General features: G+C 65.3%; 13 protein-coding genes and 1 pseudogene. 9 read left to right on the plus strand and 5 right to left on the minus strand.

What is annotated here, in order from left to right:
• The 4 genes and pseudogenes from Q0996_RS15955 to Q0996_RS15970 all read right to left on the minus strand — a co-directional run.
• Positions 1 to 315 (minus strand): annotated as a pseudogene (locus tag Q0996_RS15955) (4Fe-4S ferredoxin); the annotation flags it as partial.
• A gap of 368 nt (positions 316 to 683) precedes the next feature.
• Positions 684 to 1367 (minus strand): HNH endonuclease, encoded by a 684-nt coding sequence (locus Q0996_RS15960; RefSeq protein ID WP_299621835.1) that lies wholly within the window; start codon positions 1365 to 1367, stop codon positions 684 to 686.
• Between the two features lie 15 nt (positions 1368 to 1382).
• Positions 1383 to 2681 carry an AAA family ATPase gene (locus tag Q0996_RS15965; RefSeq protein ID WP_299621838.1) on the minus strand — a complete coding sequence of 433 codons (1299 nt, stop codon included), beginning with the start codon at positions 2679 to 2681 and terminating at the stop codon, positions 1383 to 1385.
• A 279-nt stretch (positions 2682 to 2960) separates the two neighbouring features.
• Complete coding sequence (locus tag Q0996_RS15970) at positions 2961 to 3131, minus strand: hypothetical protein (protein ID WP_299621840.1); 171 nt, start codon at positions 3129 to 3131, stop codon at positions 2961 to 2963.
• Between the two features lie 187 nt (positions 3132 to 3318).
• On the opposite strand from Q0996_RS15970, the gene Q0996_RS15975 reads away from it, so the two are divergent.
• Positions 3319 to 4014 carry an SDR family oxidoreductase gene (locus tag Q0996_RS15975; RefSeq protein WP_299621843.1) on the plus strand — a complete coding sequence of 232 codons (696 nt, stop codon included), beginning with the start codon at positions 3319 to 3321 and terminating at the stop codon, positions 4012 to 4014.
• 38 nt (positions 4015 to 4052) lie between these two features.
• On the opposite strand, the gene Q0996_RS15980 is transcribed toward Q0996_RS15975, so the two are convergent.
• Complete coding sequence (locus Q0996_RS15980) at positions 4053 to 5984, minus strand: ABC transporter substrate-binding protein (RefSeq protein WP_299621846.1); 1932 nt, start codon at positions 5982 to 5984, stop codon at positions 4053 to 4055.
• Positions 5985 to 6279: 295 nt separating this feature from the next.
• On the opposite strand from Q0996_RS15980, the gene fdhD reads away from it, so the two are divergent.
• From fdhD to Q0996_RS16020, 8 genes are all read left to right on the plus strand, one after another.
• A complete protein-coding gene (gene fdhD, locus Q0996_RS15985; protein ID WP_322096731.1) occupies positions 6280 to 7161 on the plus strand; it encodes a formate dehydrogenase accessory sulfurtransferase FdhD in 882 nt (293 codons plus the stop codon).
• Positions 7162 to 7178: 17 nt separating this feature from the next.
• Positions 7179 to 7808: a molybdenum cofactor guanylyltransferase MobA gene (gene mobA / locus Q0996_RS15990; RefSeq protein WP_299621851.1), complete on the plus strand. Its 630-nt coding sequence runs from the start codon at positions 7179 to 7181 to the stop codon at positions 7806 to 7808.
• A 123-nt stretch (positions 7809 to 7931) separates the two neighbouring features.
• Positions 7932 to 11309, plus strand: coding sequence for an AAA family ATPase (locus Q0996_RS15995; RefSeq protein ID WP_299621852.1), 3378 nt, complete (start codon positions 7932 to 7934; stop codon positions 11307 to 11309).
• A 241-nt stretch (positions 11310 to 11550) separates the two neighbouring features.
• Positions 11551 to 12354: a PhnD/SsuA/transferrin family substrate-binding protein gene (locus Q0996_RS16000; RefSeq protein WP_322096729.1), complete on the plus strand. Its 804-nt coding sequence runs from the start codon at positions 11551 to 11553 to the stop codon at positions 12352 to 12354.
• A complete protein-coding gene (locus tag Q0996_RS16005; RefSeq protein ID WP_299621855.1) occupies positions 12351 to 13811 on the plus strand; it encodes a sensor histidine kinase in 1461 nt (486 codons plus the stop codon). Before Q0996_RS16000 ends, Q0996_RS16005 begins: the two co-directional genes overlap by 4 nt.
• Positions 13801 to 15141, plus strand: coding sequence for a sigma-54 dependent transcriptional regulator (locus tag Q0996_RS16010; protein ID WP_299621856.1), 1341 nt, complete (start codon positions 13801 to 13803; stop codon positions 15139 to 15141). Before Q0996_RS16005 ends, Q0996_RS16010 begins: the two co-directional genes overlap by 11 nt.
• Positions 15142 to 15309: 168 nt before the next feature.
• A complete protein-coding gene (locus Q0996_RS16015; protein ID WP_299621859.1) occupies positions 15310 to 15831 on the plus strand; it encodes an arsenate reductase (azurin) small subunit in 522 nt (173 codons plus the stop codon).
• Positions 15832 to 15841: 10 nt separating this feature from the next.
• A complete protein-coding gene (locus tag Q0996_RS16020) occupies positions 15842 to 18307 on the plus strand; it encodes an arsenate reductase (azurin) large subunit (RefSeq protein ID WP_299621862.1) in 2466 nt (821 codons plus the stop codon).
• The last annotated feature ends 56 nt before the right edge of the window (positions 18308 to 18363 follow it).

Below are 18363 nucleotides of genomic sequence, written 5' to 3' on the forward strand. Positions count from 1 at the left end.
GATTTTCGGGGTCGCGGCGCCGGCCTCCTCCGACCAGCCGGCGGTCTCCCGGATGTTGGTGAAGCTGACCGCGGCCTGGGGATTGTCCTCCTCGGTGACCTCGCGGAACAACGGGGCTTCCTGGGTGCAGGCGACGAGCACCGGGCGCTCGCCGATGATGGCCTGCTGAAACGTGCCGAGCTGGGCCCGGCAGAGCTGGTGATTGAGGGCGAGATCGCCCTCGGCGCCGGCGGCCTGACAGGCCTTGCCCAGCGCCTTTTCCTCCAGCGGCATGGTGGATTCGCAATTGCAGACGAGCACGCGCCTGCCGCCCATCTCCATGGGGCCTCTCTCCCTCACGTGGTGCCGGGGCTCTGTGCCTCGGCGCCCTCTTGATCCAGTTCCGTGGCCGCTTTTTGAAGCCGTCCGGCGGCACGAACAGGGTGCCGTTCGGCTGGCCTGATTATCAGACCGATCAGTATGACCACTTGCGGGGATACTAGCGGCGCGGCCCAGGCCAAGACGACCCTAAATTTGCTGCGGGGATTGCTACTGTGGGTGTAGGGGAGAAGGGTGTAACCTACGGCCAGCAAAATGAGGCAAGGTGTCAGAAACGCAAGTAGAGCATGTATTGTTGGAAGTTTGGGTTCAGGCCGAAATGTGCTGGCTTGTTTTCTGCTCAAAAAATGGCGATGCCAGCAAGGTCAGATACGGCCTCCTGGTCGAGGCCGAGCAGCACCTTCGGCGTCAAAGCAGTTTTGTGCAGTGCCTGGGAACGACTTGATGAATCCGTTGAGCATCTCTGGATGGTCCGAAAAGACCGTCATCCAAATCGAAAAGAAGCCTTTTTCCAGTGCTAGTTTATCGGTGATGAGTTTGCCGATTGTAGAATCGTGACCGCTGTCGACATATGTCTGTTTCATTTCCTCCGCCAGTATCCAGGCCTCACCTCGGAATTTGTAACGCCTGTCGCGGCGGGTTGGGCGATCCCGTGGCTGAAGCTCGTGCGGGTGACGGTGTAGTTTCACCAACCTGACAATCCGCCCCATCAACGCCGCCTGATCTTCGCCCAAGCTGTTCGATACTTCAATTCTATCCCGATTGTAACTAAGTCCGCGGAACGTATTGTCGGTATCCGGAAAGGCGATCACTTTCAGATTAACTGGTGTGTTCCCCTTGGTCGAATTACAGCTCTTGCAGCCCAGCAGGAAGTTGCTCCATTCTAAAGCTAGATCTGGCTCAAGGGACTTCGGTTGTACATGTTCGACCTCCGGCGCATTTTTAATCGGCATCTCGCAATAGCTACAGAACAAGCCGATCTGATCAGCTAGGTCATCTAGCGCGTCCTGATATTCCTCATAGACACGTCCGGCGCCATCGTCTTTCACGATTGGGCGCACTGCTCAGCTTTCCGTTGCAATGTGCCGCTTGATCTTCAGAATTGCAGCCAACCCTGGATCTTCAATTTCACGGTCCAGAATTCGGTCCATCTCATTGTCATAAGCTGCTCGTGATGCGGTATCAGTTGTGTCGCTTGCTGCCCGTGCAAGCTTCAGAAAGCGCGTTGCACTCTCGACCTGCTGAACATGTACATCACTCCGTTCAGGCACTTCAACATTTTGAATTTCCTCAATAATATCGACAAGATCAAGGTTATAGACCTCGTCATCTGAATCCATATTGTCCAAGTTAAGAAGGCTACCCTCGAACAGCGATTGTACTACAAATGGTGAATGAGTGGTGGCGAAAAACTGAAGGTTTGGGAAGGCGCGCAGTAGTGAAGGAATAATCTTCCGCTGCCAGCGAGGGTGCAGGTGGAGGTCGATCTCGTCGATTAGCACAATGCCCGCAGTCTTGTGAACCGCATCCGCGTCTAGATGTGGGTTCAGAATGATTGCCTTAAATGCGATATCTCCCACCATTGACAGAATATTGCGTTGCCCATGGCTAAGATTATCGTAGCTCACTACCTGCTGCGTCTCCGAAAAGGATACCTCTAGTCGCTTTCGCGACGGCGAGTACGTGACGGAAACTGCCTTATCGAAACAAGACTCTACGGCTTTTTTCCAAGCCTGGAGACGTTTCGAGCGCTGTTCTGTTTCAAGTTCTAGCAAACGCTCCCGCTCGATCCAGGCTAGCAGGTCTGCAGAGGAAACCCGAGCCTCATGGCTGTTCCTGTAAGCATCGAAAGGTGACGGTCGTGTCGATTTCGAGAACTGCCTCGGCTCCTCCCACAGTCGACCAGTGCCATAGTACGACAGAAGTGGCAAAGTGACGTCTCGCTTTTCTTTCATAGCGTTGTAAAGCGCCTGGGCCCTAAACCGAATCGATGCGGCCTCCTTAGAGGTTGTCCGCCCCTTGGCTGAAAGTAGTTCCCGGCGCCACAGATAGCTCTCAACTCCGATGCTTTGATTTCCGGCCAAGGTGCCCTCAGCTTCGACTACCACCGGGAACGCCTGCACAAAGTCCAGAGATCCGTTGTAGTCCCGCACAATCTCGCGGACTTCGTTCCGACGGATCGTGCGAGATCGTGCCGAAGGTATGCCAAGCAGAAATGAGCCAAATGCAACAGAAAGCGCATCCAGCAAAGTTGACTTGCCAGTCCCATTTTCGCCGACAATCAGCGTGAAGCGACGGTTCAGCCTTTTGTCGAAGTCAGCAAACCCCTTGAAATTCTGGAGTTTCAGGCGGTCTATGCGCATGTGGATATCCTAGTACGTGCATCCAATGACTCACCGGTCCATACCCCAATACGTAGCATTAGCCTCTGTGCTCTCCAAGATCATGGGAAAAAGGATGCCGCCCGACCGTAGCTCAGGGTCCTCTTGAGGTGTTGGGCGGAGAGCCGTATCACCACCCCGGTCGTCGTGAGATCTCGATCCATTGGTGGTTTCGGATCAGTCGTCCATCATATTGTCCCTGAGCCTGGATTCGAAGGGATCTCTCCCTCGAGTCTCTGACTGTGCGATATCTGTGCTACTTCAGTTCGAGCCACAGAGTTTTGTGTCGTAGCGGCCGAAGCAATCGCTGGGATCGTAGAGGCTGTCGGTTTCCTCAGCCAGGCTGCGCAGCCTAGTATTGGCGACCACAGACCGGTGCAAAGCGCCCAAGAAGTCGTTGGTGAAGATATGGTTGCCATGGATTTGCAGCATACAACGTCAAGCTGGCTTGTGCACGCTAGCGGGGCGGGTTCGCTAAGGGTGCTGGCAACTTGCTAGAGTCGATGAGGCAATGGTGTTGGGGAGCGCCAAGTCTCTCTGCAATGCAGAATTGGCAACCTTTGCGTCGGCGGGCGAAACTGCGCGCTGTCGGAGAGATGTCGCACAAGGGGGAACGCGCATGCTGGACGGTCAAGTCGTCGTCGTTACCCACGCCAAACACTTCGTCGGCCCCGCGACCGCCGGACTGCTCGCCGGCTACGGCGCCACGGTGGTCTGCCACGAAGGGGAGGCCGGCCCCGGCGTCATCGTCCCCGACTCCAGCGAGCCGGAGGCTCTCGTCGAGGAGGTCATTGCCGTCCATGGCCGCATCGACACGCTGATCTGCAACGATGCCTATCCCGCGGTGCGGGCGCCTGTCGACGAGGCGGAGCCCGGGGAGATGCGCAGGGCCCTGGAAGCGCTCGTCGAGTGGCCCTACCGGCTGATCGGCCGGGCGGTCCCGCGGATGAAGGCGCGGGGCGCCGGGCGGATCATCATGGTCACCTCGGCGGCACCCCTGCGCGGGCTCGCCAACTATTCGATGTACGCCACGGCGCGCGGTGCCGGCAACGCGCTGGTGAAATCGCTGTCGCTAGAACTGGCGCCCTTCAACATCCAGATCAACGCCATCGCCCCCAATTACATCGAGAACCCGACCTACTTTCCGCCGGAGCTGCTGGCCAACGAAAAGGCCATGGCGAAGATGCTCGCCAACATCCCGGCGAAGCGTCTCGGCAAACCCGAAGAGGTCGCCGAGACGATTGCCTTTTTCGCCTCCGGCAAGTGCGGCTTCATGACAGGCCACGTCGTCCCCATCGCCGGCGGCTGGGCCTGAGGGAGAGACAGGAAAGGTCTGCGCGTCTCTCTCGGCCGCTACTCCGGTGCGAACCAGAGCGTGTCCATCCGGTAGCGGCCGAAGTAGGCGCCGGGGTCGTAGAGGTAGACGGCCTCCTCCGGCAGATTGCGCAGCCGGGCGTTCACGACCACCGGCTGGCGCACTGCGCCCAGCAGACCGATGGTGAAAACCTGATCGGCATGGATCTGCAGCATGCGCTGCCAGATCTTCTCGCGCGCCGCCGCGTCAGGGCCGCTGGCCCAGGCCTCGTAGAGCCCCAGAAGCTCCTGGACTTCCGGCAGGGCGGGGGGCTCGCCGGCCGCACCGTTGCTCTGGTGGTGCAGGCCCCAGAGCGGCCAGTTGTTCTGGCGGTTACTGGTGGGCGCCAGCTCCGCCGGGCTCATGGCTGCCTTCGCCAGGCCGTTGGTCAGGCCGTAGAAGAGGCTCATGACGGTGGCACCGCTGCGGACGCGCTGGCGGGCCGCCTGCCGGCCCTGGCTGCGCACCAGCACCTTGATGCCGATCTTGCGCCACTGCTCGGTGATCACCTCCAGGGCGTCGATCTCCGCCGGGTCGGTATCGGCGGTCTCGATCACCAGTTCGGCGCGCCGCCGGTCGGGCAGAAAGCGGATGTCGTCGCCGGCGCGCGCACGCATGCCAAGCTCGTCCAGGAGGGCGTTGGCCTGGTCCGGGTCGTAGGCCGCCCAGGCCTCGCGGTCGCTCTCGCGGTAGAGGGGGGATCCGGGCAGCAGGCTGTTGGCGCCGGGGAGGGCCGTGCCCTTGTAGAGCACCTGGTTCAACTCCTCGCGGTCGATCGCCAGGGAGAGGGCGCGGCGGAAGCGGACGTCGCGCATCACCTGGCGCCAGCCCGGGGAGACGGCGTTCATGTTGGGATAGAGGGCGAGCTGGGCACCCCGCCCGATTGGCCAGAGCCGCAGCTTGATCTGCCCCCGGCCCTCGGCCTCCTTCAGGGCCGGCGCATCCGCAAAGGAGAGGCCGCGGGCCTGCAGGTCGCTGTCCCCGGCCGCGGCCCTGACAGGTACCAGGCGCGGCTGTGTGGGGGTCAGGACGACCTCGTCGATGTAGGGCAGCTGCCGGCCCGCCGCATCGACGCGGTGGAAGTAGGGATTGCGCCTGGCGACAAAGCGCTCCGCCGGCGGCGCGACATTGTTTACCCAGGGCTGGAGGGTCGGCCGCTCCGGATTGTCGAAGCGAAAGGGCCGGTCGCGGCGCTTGAACAGCTCGGCCCAGGACTGCAGGCCGATGGCCTCGGCCTGGGCGGTGAGCGCCGCGACATCGGCATAGGAGGCATGGAATTGCTTCAGGTAGTGGGCCGGGCGGTAGATGAACAGCGGCGAGGCGGCGGCGAGGGCAGGAAGGAAGAGGGGGTTGGGCTCCCCCCAGGAGAAGCGCACCGTGGTCTCGTCCAGCACCTCGAAGACCGGCGGCTCGCCGCCCGCCAACAGCGCCGGCGGCAGGCCGCGCGGCGAAAGCTCCCGGTTGTTGGCAACCTCCGCCCACCAGAAGCGGAAATCGGCCGTGGTGAAAGGCATGCCGTCGGACCAGCGGTGGCCGGCGCGCAGCGTCAGGGTGAAGATGCGTCCGTCGACCACGTCCACCGAGCGGAGGATGTCCGGCACCAGCTCGAAGTCATCGTTCCACACGACCAGGCGGGCATAGCCCAGCAGCACCAGGTCGCGGGCATCGCGGCCGGCGCGGGAGAGCAGGCGCAGGCTGCCGCCGTAGCGGCCTTCTTTCCAATCCTCGCGTTCGGGAAGATCGCGTCGCGGCTCCGCCGGCAGCCGTTCGGCCATCGGCGCCAGGGCGCCGGTCGCCAGGTCGAAGCGCAAGACCTCCGGCTCTCTCGGAGGGGCCTCAGACGGCTCCTGGGCGAGAGCGGCGGACGCACCGGCCGTCAGGGCGGCAAGCGCGAAGGCGGACGCGGCGAAGCGGGGTGGAATCCGGATCATGGCGCCCTTATAGCCGCGCTGCCGCCCGTCACCAAGGAATGCTCTCTGACAGATCCATGACGGCCCGCTATCTGTATGAAGAAGCCATCATAAGAGTATGGTTTTGTGGATAGAAATCGACTCTCTTCAACCAATTTCTCGGTTGTTGACTTGCGGACGGCGGGCGTCCGCCCCATAGTCATTTCAGAGCTGAGACGGAGGATTGCCGATGGCCGGCAAGGCCGCAGAGGATGGAAGCAAGGGGGCCGTGAAGACCCTGCGCAAGGGCCGCGCCAAGGCCAGCGATCCGGCCCTGCTGGAAGACTTCGACCTGCGCCCCGATCCGGCCGACCCACGGCTCACCGAGCGCATCGCCGGCGTCGATCAGGACGGCACGGCGGTGGAGACGGCGGTGGTGGTGGAGCGGCCGCTTACCCTGTTCCTCAACGGGCAGGAGATCGTCACCATGATGACCATCGGCGATTATCCCGACTATCTGGCCCTCGGCTACCTGCTCAATCAGAACATGCTGCAGCCCGACGACGTGATCGAGGGCATCGACGTCGACGAGGAACTGGACGTGGTGGTGGTGCGCACCGCCCGCGAGACGGACTACGAAGAGAAACTGAAGAAAAAGGTGCGCACCTCCGGCTGCGCCCAGGGCACCGTCTTCGGCGACCTGATGGAGAAGTTCGAAACCGTCGCCCTGCCCAAGGACGCGGTGCTGAAGACCTCCTGGCTGGTGGCGCTGTCGAAAAAGATCAATGCCGTGCCCAGCCTCTATCTGGAGGCCGGTGCGATCCACGGCTGCGTGCTCTGCCAGGGCGACCGGCCGCTGGTCTATATGGAAGACGTCGGCCGCCACAACGCCGTCGACAAGATCGCCGGCTACATGCTGCGCCACGGCATCGCCCCGGAGGACAAGCTGTTCTACACCACCGGGCGCCTGACCTCGGAGATGGTGATCAAGACGGTGCAGATGGGGATTCCGATCCTGGTTTCCCGCTCCGGCTTCACCGCCTGGGGGGTGGACCTGGCACGCCAGGCGGGGCTCACCCTGGTGGGCCGCGCCAAGGGCAAGCGCTTCGTCGCCCTGGCGGGGGAGGAGCGTCTGGTCTTCGATCACGACCCGGCGAGCCTGGAAGACGAAGACCCGCGCCACCAGCGCAAGTCCGGCCGCGCGGACGACGCGGCATGAGGGCCTGAACGTATCCCATGGGATTTGAGAAGGACGAAGTGGCCGGAGTGCTGCTGGCCGGCGGGCTGTCGCGGCGCATGGGCGGCGGCGACAAGTGCCTGCGCGATCTGGGCGGCCGTCCGATCCTGGCGCGCATCGTCGAGCGGGCGGCGCCCCAGGTGGGCGCCCTGGTGCTGAACGCCAACGGCGATCCCACGCGCTTTGACGGGTTTGGCCTGCCGGTGGCTGCCGATGTGGTGGAGGGCTACGCCGGGCCGCTGGCGGGCATCCTCACCGGGCTGGACTGGGCGGCAGAGAACGCGCCGGCCGCCCAGTGGCTCGCCAGCTTCGCCTGCGATGCGCCCTTCCTGCCGGAAGACCTGGTAGCCCGCATGATGACGATGGTGGCAGCGGAGGATGCGGACCTCGCCTGCGCCGTCACCCACGGCCGGACCCACCCGGTCTTCGGCCTCTGGCGCCTAGACCTCCGCGGGGACCTGCGCCGGGCCATGCTTGAAGAGGAGATGCGCAAGGTCGACCGCTGGACCGCCCGCCACAGGCTGGTGGAAGTGGATTTCCCGGACCTGGAAACCCCCGCCGGCCCCCTCGATCCCTTCTTCAACACCAACCGCCCGGAAGACCTGGAAGAGGCGGCACGCTTCCTCTGAGGGCGCGCCGGCCGGGCAAGCCTGCGCTCGGATCCGCGAAACCCGCTCTGGACTCGCCTTGGGGTTGACCTCGGCGGGCGTTCGGTGTGACCTCCTGGGCGTCGACCGGCAGGGAGGACGACTTTGGAAAACATCATACTTGGGGTCGTGATTTGCCTGGCCGTCATCTTTGCGGTGGTGGCGTTCGGTCTCTACATCGACAAGGCGGAATCCAAGACCCAGGACAATAAGGAGGGCAGCGACGGCACTGCCCTCAGCGGCACCGCCGCCGGCATCTATGCGATCGCCGGGCGTCTCTCGGACTTCTACAGCGCGACCTCGCATCCCGACAACCTGGCCGAAGGCAGCGAAGACTTCAAAGAGGCGGTACGGCTGCTCTCCGGGCCGGAGTTCTCCGTCGACGACCTGATCAGCTTCGCCACCGGCGACAACGCCATCATTTCCTGCTTTGCCCTGGAGGCTCTGCGGCAGCGTGAGGACGGCGGCGAGGCCATTTCGGAAGTACTGGCCTGTGTCGGCACCATCGCGCCCTGGCCGCAGTACTTTGCGCTGCGCTTCCTGGAGGCGAAATGCGATCCCGGGCAGGCGGTCATCGGCCCGGTGCTGTTCCGGACAACCGACTATCTGAACTACCGCCTCTCCAGGGGATTCCTCATCCAGTTCATCAAACGGCGTCTGGCCGACGGCGAGCGCGCGGCGTTCAGCGCCGAAGGCGGCGCGCCCAACGACGACGCGATCAAGGAGCTGAAGAGGTTCTTGAGCGCTCTCGACGCGGAGGTCGGGGGCCCCTTGATCGAGGCGCTGGAAGACTGGGACTCCAGGCGGGTCGATGACGATCTGCTGCGGTCTGCCGGGCGTCTCTGGTCCGAGCGCGATTCGCAGCTCGCCGAGGCCATCATCGAGCATGCCCCGCTGGCCGCTGCGGTCGGCCAGCTTGAAAGCGCGCTCACTGCCAAGCATCCCCAGTCCTTCCTCGTGGTCGGCGAGCGCGGCGTCGGCAAGACCGCGCTGCTGAGCCGCCTCGCCAAACGCCTCTACGAGGACGGCTGGCGGGTCTTCGTGGCCGGCCACAACGATCTGGTTGCCGGCCAGAGCTACATCGGCGAGTTCGAGGAACAGCTCAAAGCGATCCTGGCGCAGCTCGGCAGTGGCCGCCGGGTCGTCTGGATGATCCCGGACTTCCACAGCCTGGCCTTTGCGGGGCGCCACCGCTACAGCCCCGTGGGGGCGCTGGACGCCTTGCTTCCCATGGTCGAACAGGGGCTCATCCGGGTGGTCGGCGAGATCGATCCTCGCGCCTTCGAGCGGCTGCTCCTGCAGCAGCCCAGAACCGTGACGGCGCTTTCGGCGCTGCGTCTGGAGCCCTTGCCGAAGGAGGAGACATTGGCCCTCGCGGGCCAGTGGCAGGCGGTCTCGACGGCCAAGAGGGACAGCACCTTCCTCCACCAGGCCTGGGACCTCTGCCAGCAGTACCTCAGCGACCGCGCCGCCCCCGGCAACCTACTGGGACTCCTCGAGTCGACCCACCGGCGGCTGGATACGCTGGCCAGCGGGACCCGACCCGAGATCGGCCTGGACGATCTCATCGTGACTCTCGCGGCCCAGTCGGGCCTGCCGCTCGAGGTGCTCGACCAGCGCCGAGATCTGGACTTGGATGCCCTGAGAACCCGTTTGTCTCAGCGGGTCATCGGGCAGGCGGAAGCCGTCGACTGCTTGGTCGAGCGGGTCGCCATGCTGAAGGCGGGGGTCAACGACCTGACCCGGCCGGTCGGCGTGTTCCTCTTTGCCGGGCCGACCGGAACCGGCAAGACCGAACTTGCCAAGGCTCTGGCCGAGTGGCTGTTCGGCGATCCACAGCGGCTGATCCGGCTCGACATGAGCGAGCTGCAGACTCCGGAGAGCACCGACCGGCTCCTGGGCCAGCCCGAAGCCGGAGAGGGCGATTCCCTGGCCGATCAGATTCGCCGTCAGCCTTTTTCCGTCGTCCTGCTGGACGAGTTCGAGAAAGCCCATCCCAAGGCCTGGGATCTCTTTCTTCAGGTCTTCGACGATGCCCGGATCACCGACCGGCGCGGCCAGACCGTCGACTTCCGCCACACCATCATCGTCCTGACATCGAACCTCGGGGCCACCATCCCCACCGGCGTCGCCATCGGCTTCGGCAACAAGAACCAGGCCTTCGATCCGCGGGAGGTCCGGCGCTCGGTGGACAAGGTCTTCCGCAAGGAGTTCATCAACCGCCTGGACCGCGTGGTCGTCTTTCGCCCGCTTACGCGCAGCCTGATGCGGGAGATCCTGCAGAAGGAGCTCTTGGACGCCTTTCAGCGGCGCGGCCTGAAGAACCGCACCTGGGCGGTGGAGTGGGACGAGAGCGCGATCGAGTTCCTGCTGGACAAGGGGTTCACACCGGATCTCGGGGCAAGGCCGCTGCGCCGGGCCATTGAACGCTACCTGCTCTCGCCGCTGGCCCTGACCATCGTGCGCCGCCAGGTGCCCGACAGCGATCAGTTCCTGTTCATCTCGGCCAGCGAGGACCGCCTGACCACGGAGTTCGTCGACCCCAACGCGGAAGCGCCGGTCGATGCCAAGGACGCCGAAGCCGCTGCACAGACCGACGTCGAGGGCGAAAGGACGCCGCGCAGCATCCTTGCGCAGCCCCAGGGTACCCGGGAGGAGCTGGCAGCTCTGAAGCGGCACTACGAAGCCTTGCTGGAGACCGTCGAGAACGCCCAATGGCGTGAGCTGAAGCAACTGGCGCTCGATGAAATGAACGCGCCGGACTTCTGGTCGTCTCCGCAGCGCTTCGGAACCCTGAGCCTCACCGAATACATCGACCGCATCACATCGGGGCTCGATCGCGCCGGGTCGCTGCTGCGCCGCCTGGAGAGCGGCGCCGGAGGCAAGGCAGGGAACATCCCGGCAAACCTGATCGCCGTCCTTGCCGAGAACCTGCATCTGCTGCAGGCGGCCTGCGGCGATGTTCTGGAGGGCCGGCCCTACGATGCCTTCCTGCTTGTCGAGGCGAGGCTCGATGGGACGCAGGATGCTGATGAGGTTCGCGCCTTCGCCGAGAGGGTTTCGGGCATGTACGAGTCCTGGGGGGAGAAGCGGCGCATGAGGGTCACGCGGCTGAACGGCGCGCAGCCTGACCCGGAGAGCAGCTATCGGCGGCTCTATGCCGTGTCGGGCTATGGGGCCTTTGGCCTTCTGGTCCCGGAATCCGGGCTCCATGTTCAGGAACGTCCCAGCGGCAAGCCGAAGCAGTTCGACCGGGATACGGTGCACGTCCTGGTGACCGCGCAGGGAGACGGCGAACCGCCGGCGGACAAAAAGCAGCTCGCGCGCGAGGCGGAGGCGGCGATCGCCGAGGCCAATTCCGACAACTCCGCCATCGTCCGCCGCTATCGCACGGCGCCGTCGCCGCTGGTGCGCGATACGGTGAAGGACTGGCGGTCGGGGCGCCTGGATTTCGTCCTGGACGGCAACTTCGATCTCTTCTGAGCCTGGGCCTTTCGGACCCACCGGCGGACGGGCCGTCAATCGCCGCATGGCGGCGAGAGGCCGAAAGGTGTAAGCTCTCCTGCAAATAAGAGAAAGCGCCCCATAGAGGGAGCGTTATCGGGAGGGAACGATGCCGAGGCTGGTGGCCGCTGGTGCAGCGCCATCGCATAGGAGTGCTGTCCGCTCATATGATCGCCGGCGTTTTCTGTCGGGTCTGGCCGGCGCCGGCTCTCTGACGCTGTTGCCAGGGCGCGCGTGGGCGGAGGCGGACGAGGTCCGTTTCGGCCTGACGCCGGTCTTTCTCAGTTCCGATCTCGAACTCCTGGCGCAGCTTCGCGACTACCTCTCCACCGCCCTCGAACGGCCGGTGAGCCTGGTCATGCGGCGCACCTATCAGGAGATCACAGCCCTGCTGCTCTCCGGCCAGCTCGACGCGGCCTGGATCTGCGGCTACCCCTTCATCCAGTATCGAGCGCGGTTGTCGCTTTTGGCCGTGCCGGTGTGGCGGGGAAAGCCGCTCTACCAGTCCTACCTGATCGTCGACCAGGGCCGCACGGCTGCGGACATTCTCGACCTGCGCGGCGACATCCATGCCTATTCGGACCCGGACAGCAATTCCGGCTACCTGGTAACCCAGGCGGCGCTCGCCGAAGAGGGCGAGGAGTCGGTGGCCTTCTTCCGCAAGAGCTTTTTCACCTACTCCCACCGCAACGTGGTCCGGGCCGTCGCCTCTGGCCTGGCGGAAAGCGGCAGCGTCGACGGCTATGTCTGGGAGGTGATGTCTGAAATCGAGCCGGCGCTCACCGGCAGGACCCGGGTGCTGCGCAAGTCGGAGTGGCTCGGCTTCCCGCCGGTCGCCTGCGCCAAGGGCCTGGCGGAAACCCCGGTCGCGGCGGCCATCAGCGCGGCTCTGACCACCATGGGCGACGACCCGCTGGGCCGTGCCGCCCTGGACATGCTGCGCCTGGACGGTTTCGCGCCCGGCGCGCCGGCGCTTTTCGACGGCATCGCCCAGAAATACGATCTGGTTCGGAGCCTGGGATGAGCCGTCTGCTTCGTCGTCTCCGGGCCTGGCCGATCACCGTCAAGGTGCCCCTCATGGTGGTGGCGCTGATGGTCGCGGTCAGTGCCGTCCTGTCCAATCAGGTGCTGCAGCGACTCGCGGAAACCCAACAGCGCCACCTGGAGGAACTGACCGGCGCCTATCTCGACGGCCTCTCCGCCTCGGTGGTTCCCCATGTGCTGCGGGAGGACATCTGGGAGATCTTCGATCAGCTCGACCGCACCCGCCACGGCTATGTCGGGGTACGCGCGGTCCACACGCTGGTCGCCTCGGTGCAGCACCGCGTCCTCGCCGCATCGGACCCGCGGCTCTATCCGACACAGCAGGCCGTTCCCGCGGCGCTCGCCGGGCGCTTTCAGGACGGTGTCGCGCTGGTGCAGGACGAAACCGCGGGGCGCGCCTTCATCCGCCGCGCGCTCTCTTACCAGGACCGCCCCCTCGGCTGGATCTATGCGGAAATCGACATTCAGAGCCAGTTGGCCGAGCGCCGGGAGGTGCTGCTGGCACTGGTGCTGACCAACGCGGCGCTGACCCTGCTCTTCGCCGGCTGCGGCTATCTGGTGGTGCGCCGCATGATCCGCCCCATCGATACCCTGGCCGAGCATCTCCACCGCGGCCGGGACGGTCGCATAGAGGCCATCCCGCAGTCCAAGTTCGGCGCGCGCCACGGCGAATTCGGGCGCCTGTTCAGGCGCTACAACGCCCTGGTGCGGGCCCTCGACCAGAAGGAAGCACTGGCGGCGCGTCTGGCGGAAGAGGAGAAGCTGGCCAGCCTCGGACGCCTCGCCTCCGGCATGGCGCACGAGATCAACAATCCGCTGGGCGGCATGTTCACGGCCATCGACACCATCGAACGCCACGACGACGATCCGGCGGTGCGCCGCTCTTCCCTGGGCCTCCTCAAACGCGGGCTGATCGGCATCCGCGATGTCGTGCGGGCGACGCTCGTTACCTACAAGAGCGGTGCGGCGGACCGCGCCCTGCGCCCCTCCGATCTCGACGATCTGCGCGTTCTGGTCCGTCAGGAGACCGCCCGCCGGGGCCTCACGCTCGGCTGGTACAATGCACTGCCTCCCGACCTCGAGCTTCCCGCCGGTCCGATCCGCCAGGCGGCTCTGAACCTCCTGCTGAATGCCTGCGCGGCCTCGCCAAACAACGGTCCGGTCGAATTCTGCGCGGAGGTCGCCGAGGACGCCCTGGTCATTGTCGTCGCCGACCGGGGCCCGGGTCTGCCTGAAGACGTGGCCGCGATCCTGCAGAGTGACGGCCGGGACGGCGCACCGCCCGCGGAAGGGCGGGGGCTCGGGGCCTGGATGGTCAGCCATTTGGTGTTCGGCCTCGATGGTCAGGTGCGGGCCTCTCCGCGAGAGCGCGGCGGCACGCGTATCGAGATCAGGATTCCGCTGGCCGCGAAAGGGGTACTGCGCGATGTTGCCTGAGGGCTGCAAAATCGGTCTCGTCGAAGACGATCCCGTGATGGGGGAATCGCTGCTGCAGCGCCTCACCCTGGAGGGCTGCGCCGTGGACTGGTGGACCACGGGCCGCGAGGCGATGAGCGGCCTGCGGCGCTTCGATCCGGACCTCGTCGTTTGCGACATCCGCCTGCCGGACATGGCGGGCGGCGCGCTCTTCGAGGAAGCCGTGCGGGGCGTGAATGCGCCACCCTTCCTCTTCATCACCGCCTACGGCGAGATCGACCAGGCAGTCGGTCTGATGCGCGCCGGGGCCGGCGACTATCTCACCAAGCCCTTTGCCATGGACGACTTCCTGGATCGCGTGAAGGCTCTGCTGAGCCGCAAGGACCCGCTTGGAGTCGAAGACCATAGTCTGGGCGGCAGCAAGGCGATGCGCGCGGTCGAGCACCTCTTGCGCCGGGTGGCCGGGCTTGAAAGCGCCTTGCTGATCACCGGCGAGACCGGCAGCGGTAAGGAGGTCTGCGCCCGCTTCGTGCATCAGATTTCCCCGGCGGGGACTGAACCTTTCGTGGCGGTCAACTGCGCGGCAATCCCCGACAGTCTTCTGGAGAGCGAACTCTTCGGCCATGAGAAGGGGGCCTTCACCGGGGCCCATGCGCGCCACCTCGGCTATGCCGAGCGGGCGAAGGGCGGCGTTCTCTTCCTCGACGAGGTGGCCGACATGCCGCTGCCCCTGCAGGCCAAGCTGCTGCGGTTGCTGGAGGACCGCGCTTTCCACCGCATCGGCGGGGAACGGCCGGTGCCCTTCGACGCCCGCCTGATCTGCGCCACCAATCGCAACCTGAATGAGGCTGTTCGCCAGGGCAGCTTCCGTGAGGATCTGCACTTCCGCATCAACGTGATCCCGGTCGAGGTGCCGCCGCTGCGCGAACGCCGGCAAGACGTCGCGCCCCTGCTGCACCGTTTCGCGGCCGAGTTCGCCGCGCTGATGGTCCGCGATGTGAGCGGGGTCAGCGCCCTGGCCGAGGAGGCGGCCCTGGCCCACGACTGGCCCGGTAACGTGCGCGAGCTGCGCAACCGGGTGGAGCGCGCGGTCGCCCTGGCCCGCGGGGCCTGGCTGATGCCCGGCGACCTCTTCCCGGAGGTGGGCCGGCCCGAAGACGGACAAGCGGGCGACATCGCGACCCTGTCGGAGGTGCGCGACGCGGCGGAGCGCCGGCAGATCCTCCGGGCGCTCCAGGCGACCGACGGCCAGGTGGCGAAGGCAGCGGACGCACTGGGCGTCTCCCGGACGACGCTTTGGGAGAAGATGCGGCGCCTGCAGGTCAACGCGAAGGAAGCAGCTTCCTCCTGACGGCGTTCGGATTTCCGAACGTAGGTTCGGCCGCGAGTCAGGATTTCGGAACGGTTGCGCGCGGTGCTGTCCTTCGACAGGCTGATTTCCTGCGCATTTCTCCCGCAGAACCTTTGGCATGCAGTTTGCTCCCTACTGGGCACAAACAGAGTCCAGGGGAGGGAATCAATGCCCAAGTGCGATCGCCTCGTCGACGTCGGTCGGCGCCAGTTCTTGCGGGGAGGGGCCGTGGCCGCGGCCGGTGCTGCGGCTGCGAGCGTTGCGCCCTCGGCGCCGGCAGCGGCCCGGGCCAGGGTGGACTATCCCTCGAACCGCTTGGCCAACGTCAGCGAGTTGACGACGAATGAGCCGTTCGACATCAGCTATCCGGATGCCGACTCGCCGGGTGTGCTCATCAAGCTGGGCCAGCGGGTGCCCGGCGGCGCGGGTCCGGACGGCGACATCGTCGCCTATTCGGTGCTCTGTCCGCACAAGGGCTACCAGCTCGTCTATCACGGCGCCGACAAGACCCTGAACTGCCCCGGCCACTACTCGCGCTTCGATGCCGAGATGGAGGGCCAGCAGATCTTCGGCATGGCCAACCAGAGCCTGCCGAAGTTCGATCTGCGCGTGGACGCCAACGGCGACATCTTCGCCGAGGGCGTCGACGAGCTGATCTACGGGCGCACCAGCAACGTGCTGCAGGGATAGGGAGGAAGCCATGACCTACAAACGCGGTGTCGACCAGCTCCCGATCCCGCCGAAGGACGCCAAGGTCCAGAACGTGACCTGCGACTTCTGCATCGTCGGCTGCGGCTACAAGGCCTATAGCTGGGACCTCAACACACAGGGCGGCACGGGCGCCGGCGACAACGCCTTCGGTGTCGACCTCTCGCAGCAGCAGGACCCGGAGTCCGGGGCCTGGTACCAGCCCTCCATGTACAACATCGTCGAACAGGACGGCCGCCCGGTGCATCTGGTGATCAAGCCGGACAAGGACTGCGTGGTGAACGCCGGCCTCAACTCGGTGCGCGGCGGGCGCCTCGGCGAAACCCGCTACTCCGAGCAGATGGGCACCATGACCGACCGCCTGACCCATCCGCTGGTCTGGCGCTATTCCCAGCACATGCCGACATCCTGGGACGACGCCCTTTCGCTGGTCGCCGACGTGACCCGGCGGGTGATCGAGGAATGGGGCGAGGACGGCGTCATCGTCTCGGCCTTCGACCACGGCGGCGCGGCCGGCGGCTATGAGAACACCTGGGGCACCGGAAAGCTCTACTTCGAGAGCATGAAGGTGAAGAACATCCGCATCCATAACCGCCCGGCCTACAACTCCGAGGTCCACGCGACCCGCGACATGGGCATGGGCGAGTTGAACAACTCCTACGAGGACGCGGAGCTGGCGGACACCATCTTCTGCCTTGGCGCCAACTCCCTGGAGAACCAGACCAACTACTTCCTGGCCCACTGGGTGCCCAACATGCGCGGCACCTCCCAGGCCAAGAAGGAGCAGATGCTGCCGGGCGAGGAGCACGCGCCCTGCAAGGTGATCATCGTCGACCCGCGGCGCACGGTGACCGCCAACGTCTGCGAAATCGAGGCGGGCAAGGAGAACTTCCTGCACCTCGCCGTCAATCCGGGCACGGACCTGGTGCTGTTGAACGCCCTGCTGACCGAGGTGGTCGACAAGGGTTGGCATGCCGAGGACTTCATCGCCCAAAACACCAGCGGCTTCGAGACGGCGCTGGCCGCCAACCGGATCTCGGTGTCCGATGCGGCGCAGATCACCGGGCTGTCGGCGGCGGACATCCGCAAGGCGGCCGAGTGGATCGCCAAGCCCAAGGCCGGCGGCAAGCGCCGCCGCAGCATGCTTTGCTACGAGAAGGGTCTGATCTGGGGCAACGACAACTACCGTACCAATGCCGCCATGGCCAATCTCTGCTTTGCCACCCACAACGTGGGCCGGGAAGGGACAGGCTGCGTGCGCCTCGGCGGCCACCAGGAAGGCTACGTGCGTCCCAACGAGGGCCACGTCGGCCGGCCCGCGGCCTATGTCGACCAGCTTCTCATCAACGGCGAGGGCGGCATTCACCACATCTGGGCCACCGACCACTTCAAGTCGACCTTGAACGCCGAGGAGTTCCGCCGCGTCTACCGGCGGCGCACCAACATCGTCAAGGAGGCGATGGAGGCGATTCCCTACGGCGACCGGGAAGCCCAGCTCGACTCCATCATCAACGCCATCCGGCGCGGCGGCCTCTTCGCCGTCGACGTGGACATCCTGCCGACGCCCATCGGCGAGGCCTGCCACGTGGTGCTGCCGGCGGCCACTGCCGGCGAGATGAACCTCACCTCCATGAACGGCGAGCGGCGCCTGCGCCTCACCGAGAAGTACATGGACCCGCCGGGCGAGGCCCTCCCGGACTGCCTGATCGCAGCGCGTCTGGCGAACCACATGGAGAGGTCCTTCCGCGCCGCCGGCAACGCCGCCTATGCCGATCAGTTCAAGGGCTACGACTGGCAGACCGAAGAAGACGCATTCATGGACGGCTACCACAAGCACGCCGGGGGCGGGGAGTTCGTCACCTACGACCGCCTGCGGGCCATGGGCACCAACGGCGTGCAAGAGCCCTGCGTCGGTTACGAGAACGGCAAGCTGGTGGGCACCCAGCGGCTCTATACCGACGGCAAGTTCGGCGCCGGTGACGGCCGGGCCCTGTTCCAGGCGTCGCAATGGCGCGGGATCCAGGCCGCCGGGCGGGAGGCGCAACGCGATCGCTATCGCTTCCTGATCAACAACGGGCGCAAGAACATGATCTGGCAGAACGCCTTCTACGACGTTCGCACGCCCTTCGTGAAGGAGCGCTTTCCGGCGCCGCCCATCGAAATGAACCCGCAGGACATGGCCGAGCTCGGCCTTGCCGCCGGCGATCTTGTCGAGATCACCAACGACGTCGGCTCGACCCAGGCAATGGTCTATCCCATTGCCACGGCGCGCCGCGGGGAGTGCTTCATGCTGTTCTGCTCGCCCCTCGGCCAGGTCGGCAACGTGATCGGCGAGGGCACCAACGAGCTGATCATCCCCAACTACAAGAACGTCTGGGCCGACATCCGTAAGATCGGTCGGGCGCCCCAGGCCGAAGGCATCAGCTTCAAGGCCCTGGAGTACCCGCAGGACATCTAGGAGTCTGACTCGAAACGAATGATCTGATCTCAATGGCTTGCCGACATCTTGCCTCC

The sequence above is a fragment of the Pelagibius sp. genome (genome assembly GCF_028289705.1).
In the GTDB taxonomy this organism is placed as follows: domain Bacteria; phylum Pseudomonadota; class Alphaproteobacteria; order Kiloniellales; family Kiloniellaceae; genus Pelagibius.

Bases quoted from the DNA above. Each gene is read 5' to 3' on its own strand.
- Q0996_RS15975 (WP_299621843.1), top strand. From the start codon at position 3,319: ATGCTGGACGGTCAAGTCGTCGTCGTTACCCACGCCAAACACTTCGTC.
- Q0996_RS16010 (WP_299621856.1), top strand. From the start codon at position 13,801: ATGTTGCCTGAGGGCTGCAAAATCGGTCTCGTCGAAGACGATCCCGTG.
- mobA (WP_299621851.1), top strand. From the start codon at position 7,179: ATGGGATTTGAGAAGGACGAAGTGGCCGGAGTGCTGCTGGCCGGCGGG.
- Q0996_RS15965 (WP_299621838.1), bottom strand. From the start codon at position 2,681: ATGCGCATAGACCGCCTGAAACTCCAGAATTTCAAGGGGTTTGCTGAC.
- Q0996_RS15980 (WP_299621846.1), bottom strand. From the start codon at position 5,984: ATGATCCGGATTCCACCCCGCTTCGCCGCGTCCGCCTTCGCGCTTGCC.
- Q0996_RS16015 (WP_299621859.1), top strand. From the start codon at position 15,310: ATGCCCAAGTGCGATCGCCTCGTCGACGTCGGTCGGCGCCAGTTCTTG.
- Q0996_RS16005 (WP_299621855.1), top strand. From the start codon at position 12,351: ATGAGCCGTCTGCTTCGTCGTCTCCGGGCCTGGCCGATCACCGTCAAG.
- Q0996_RS15970 (WP_299621840.1), bottom strand. From the start codon at position 3,131: ATGCTGCAAATCCATGGCAACCATATCTTCACCAACGACTTCTTGGGC.
- Q0996_RS16020 (WP_299621862.1), top strand. From the start codon at position 15,842: ATGACCTACAAACGCGGTGTCGACCAGCTCCCGATCCCGCCGAAGGAC.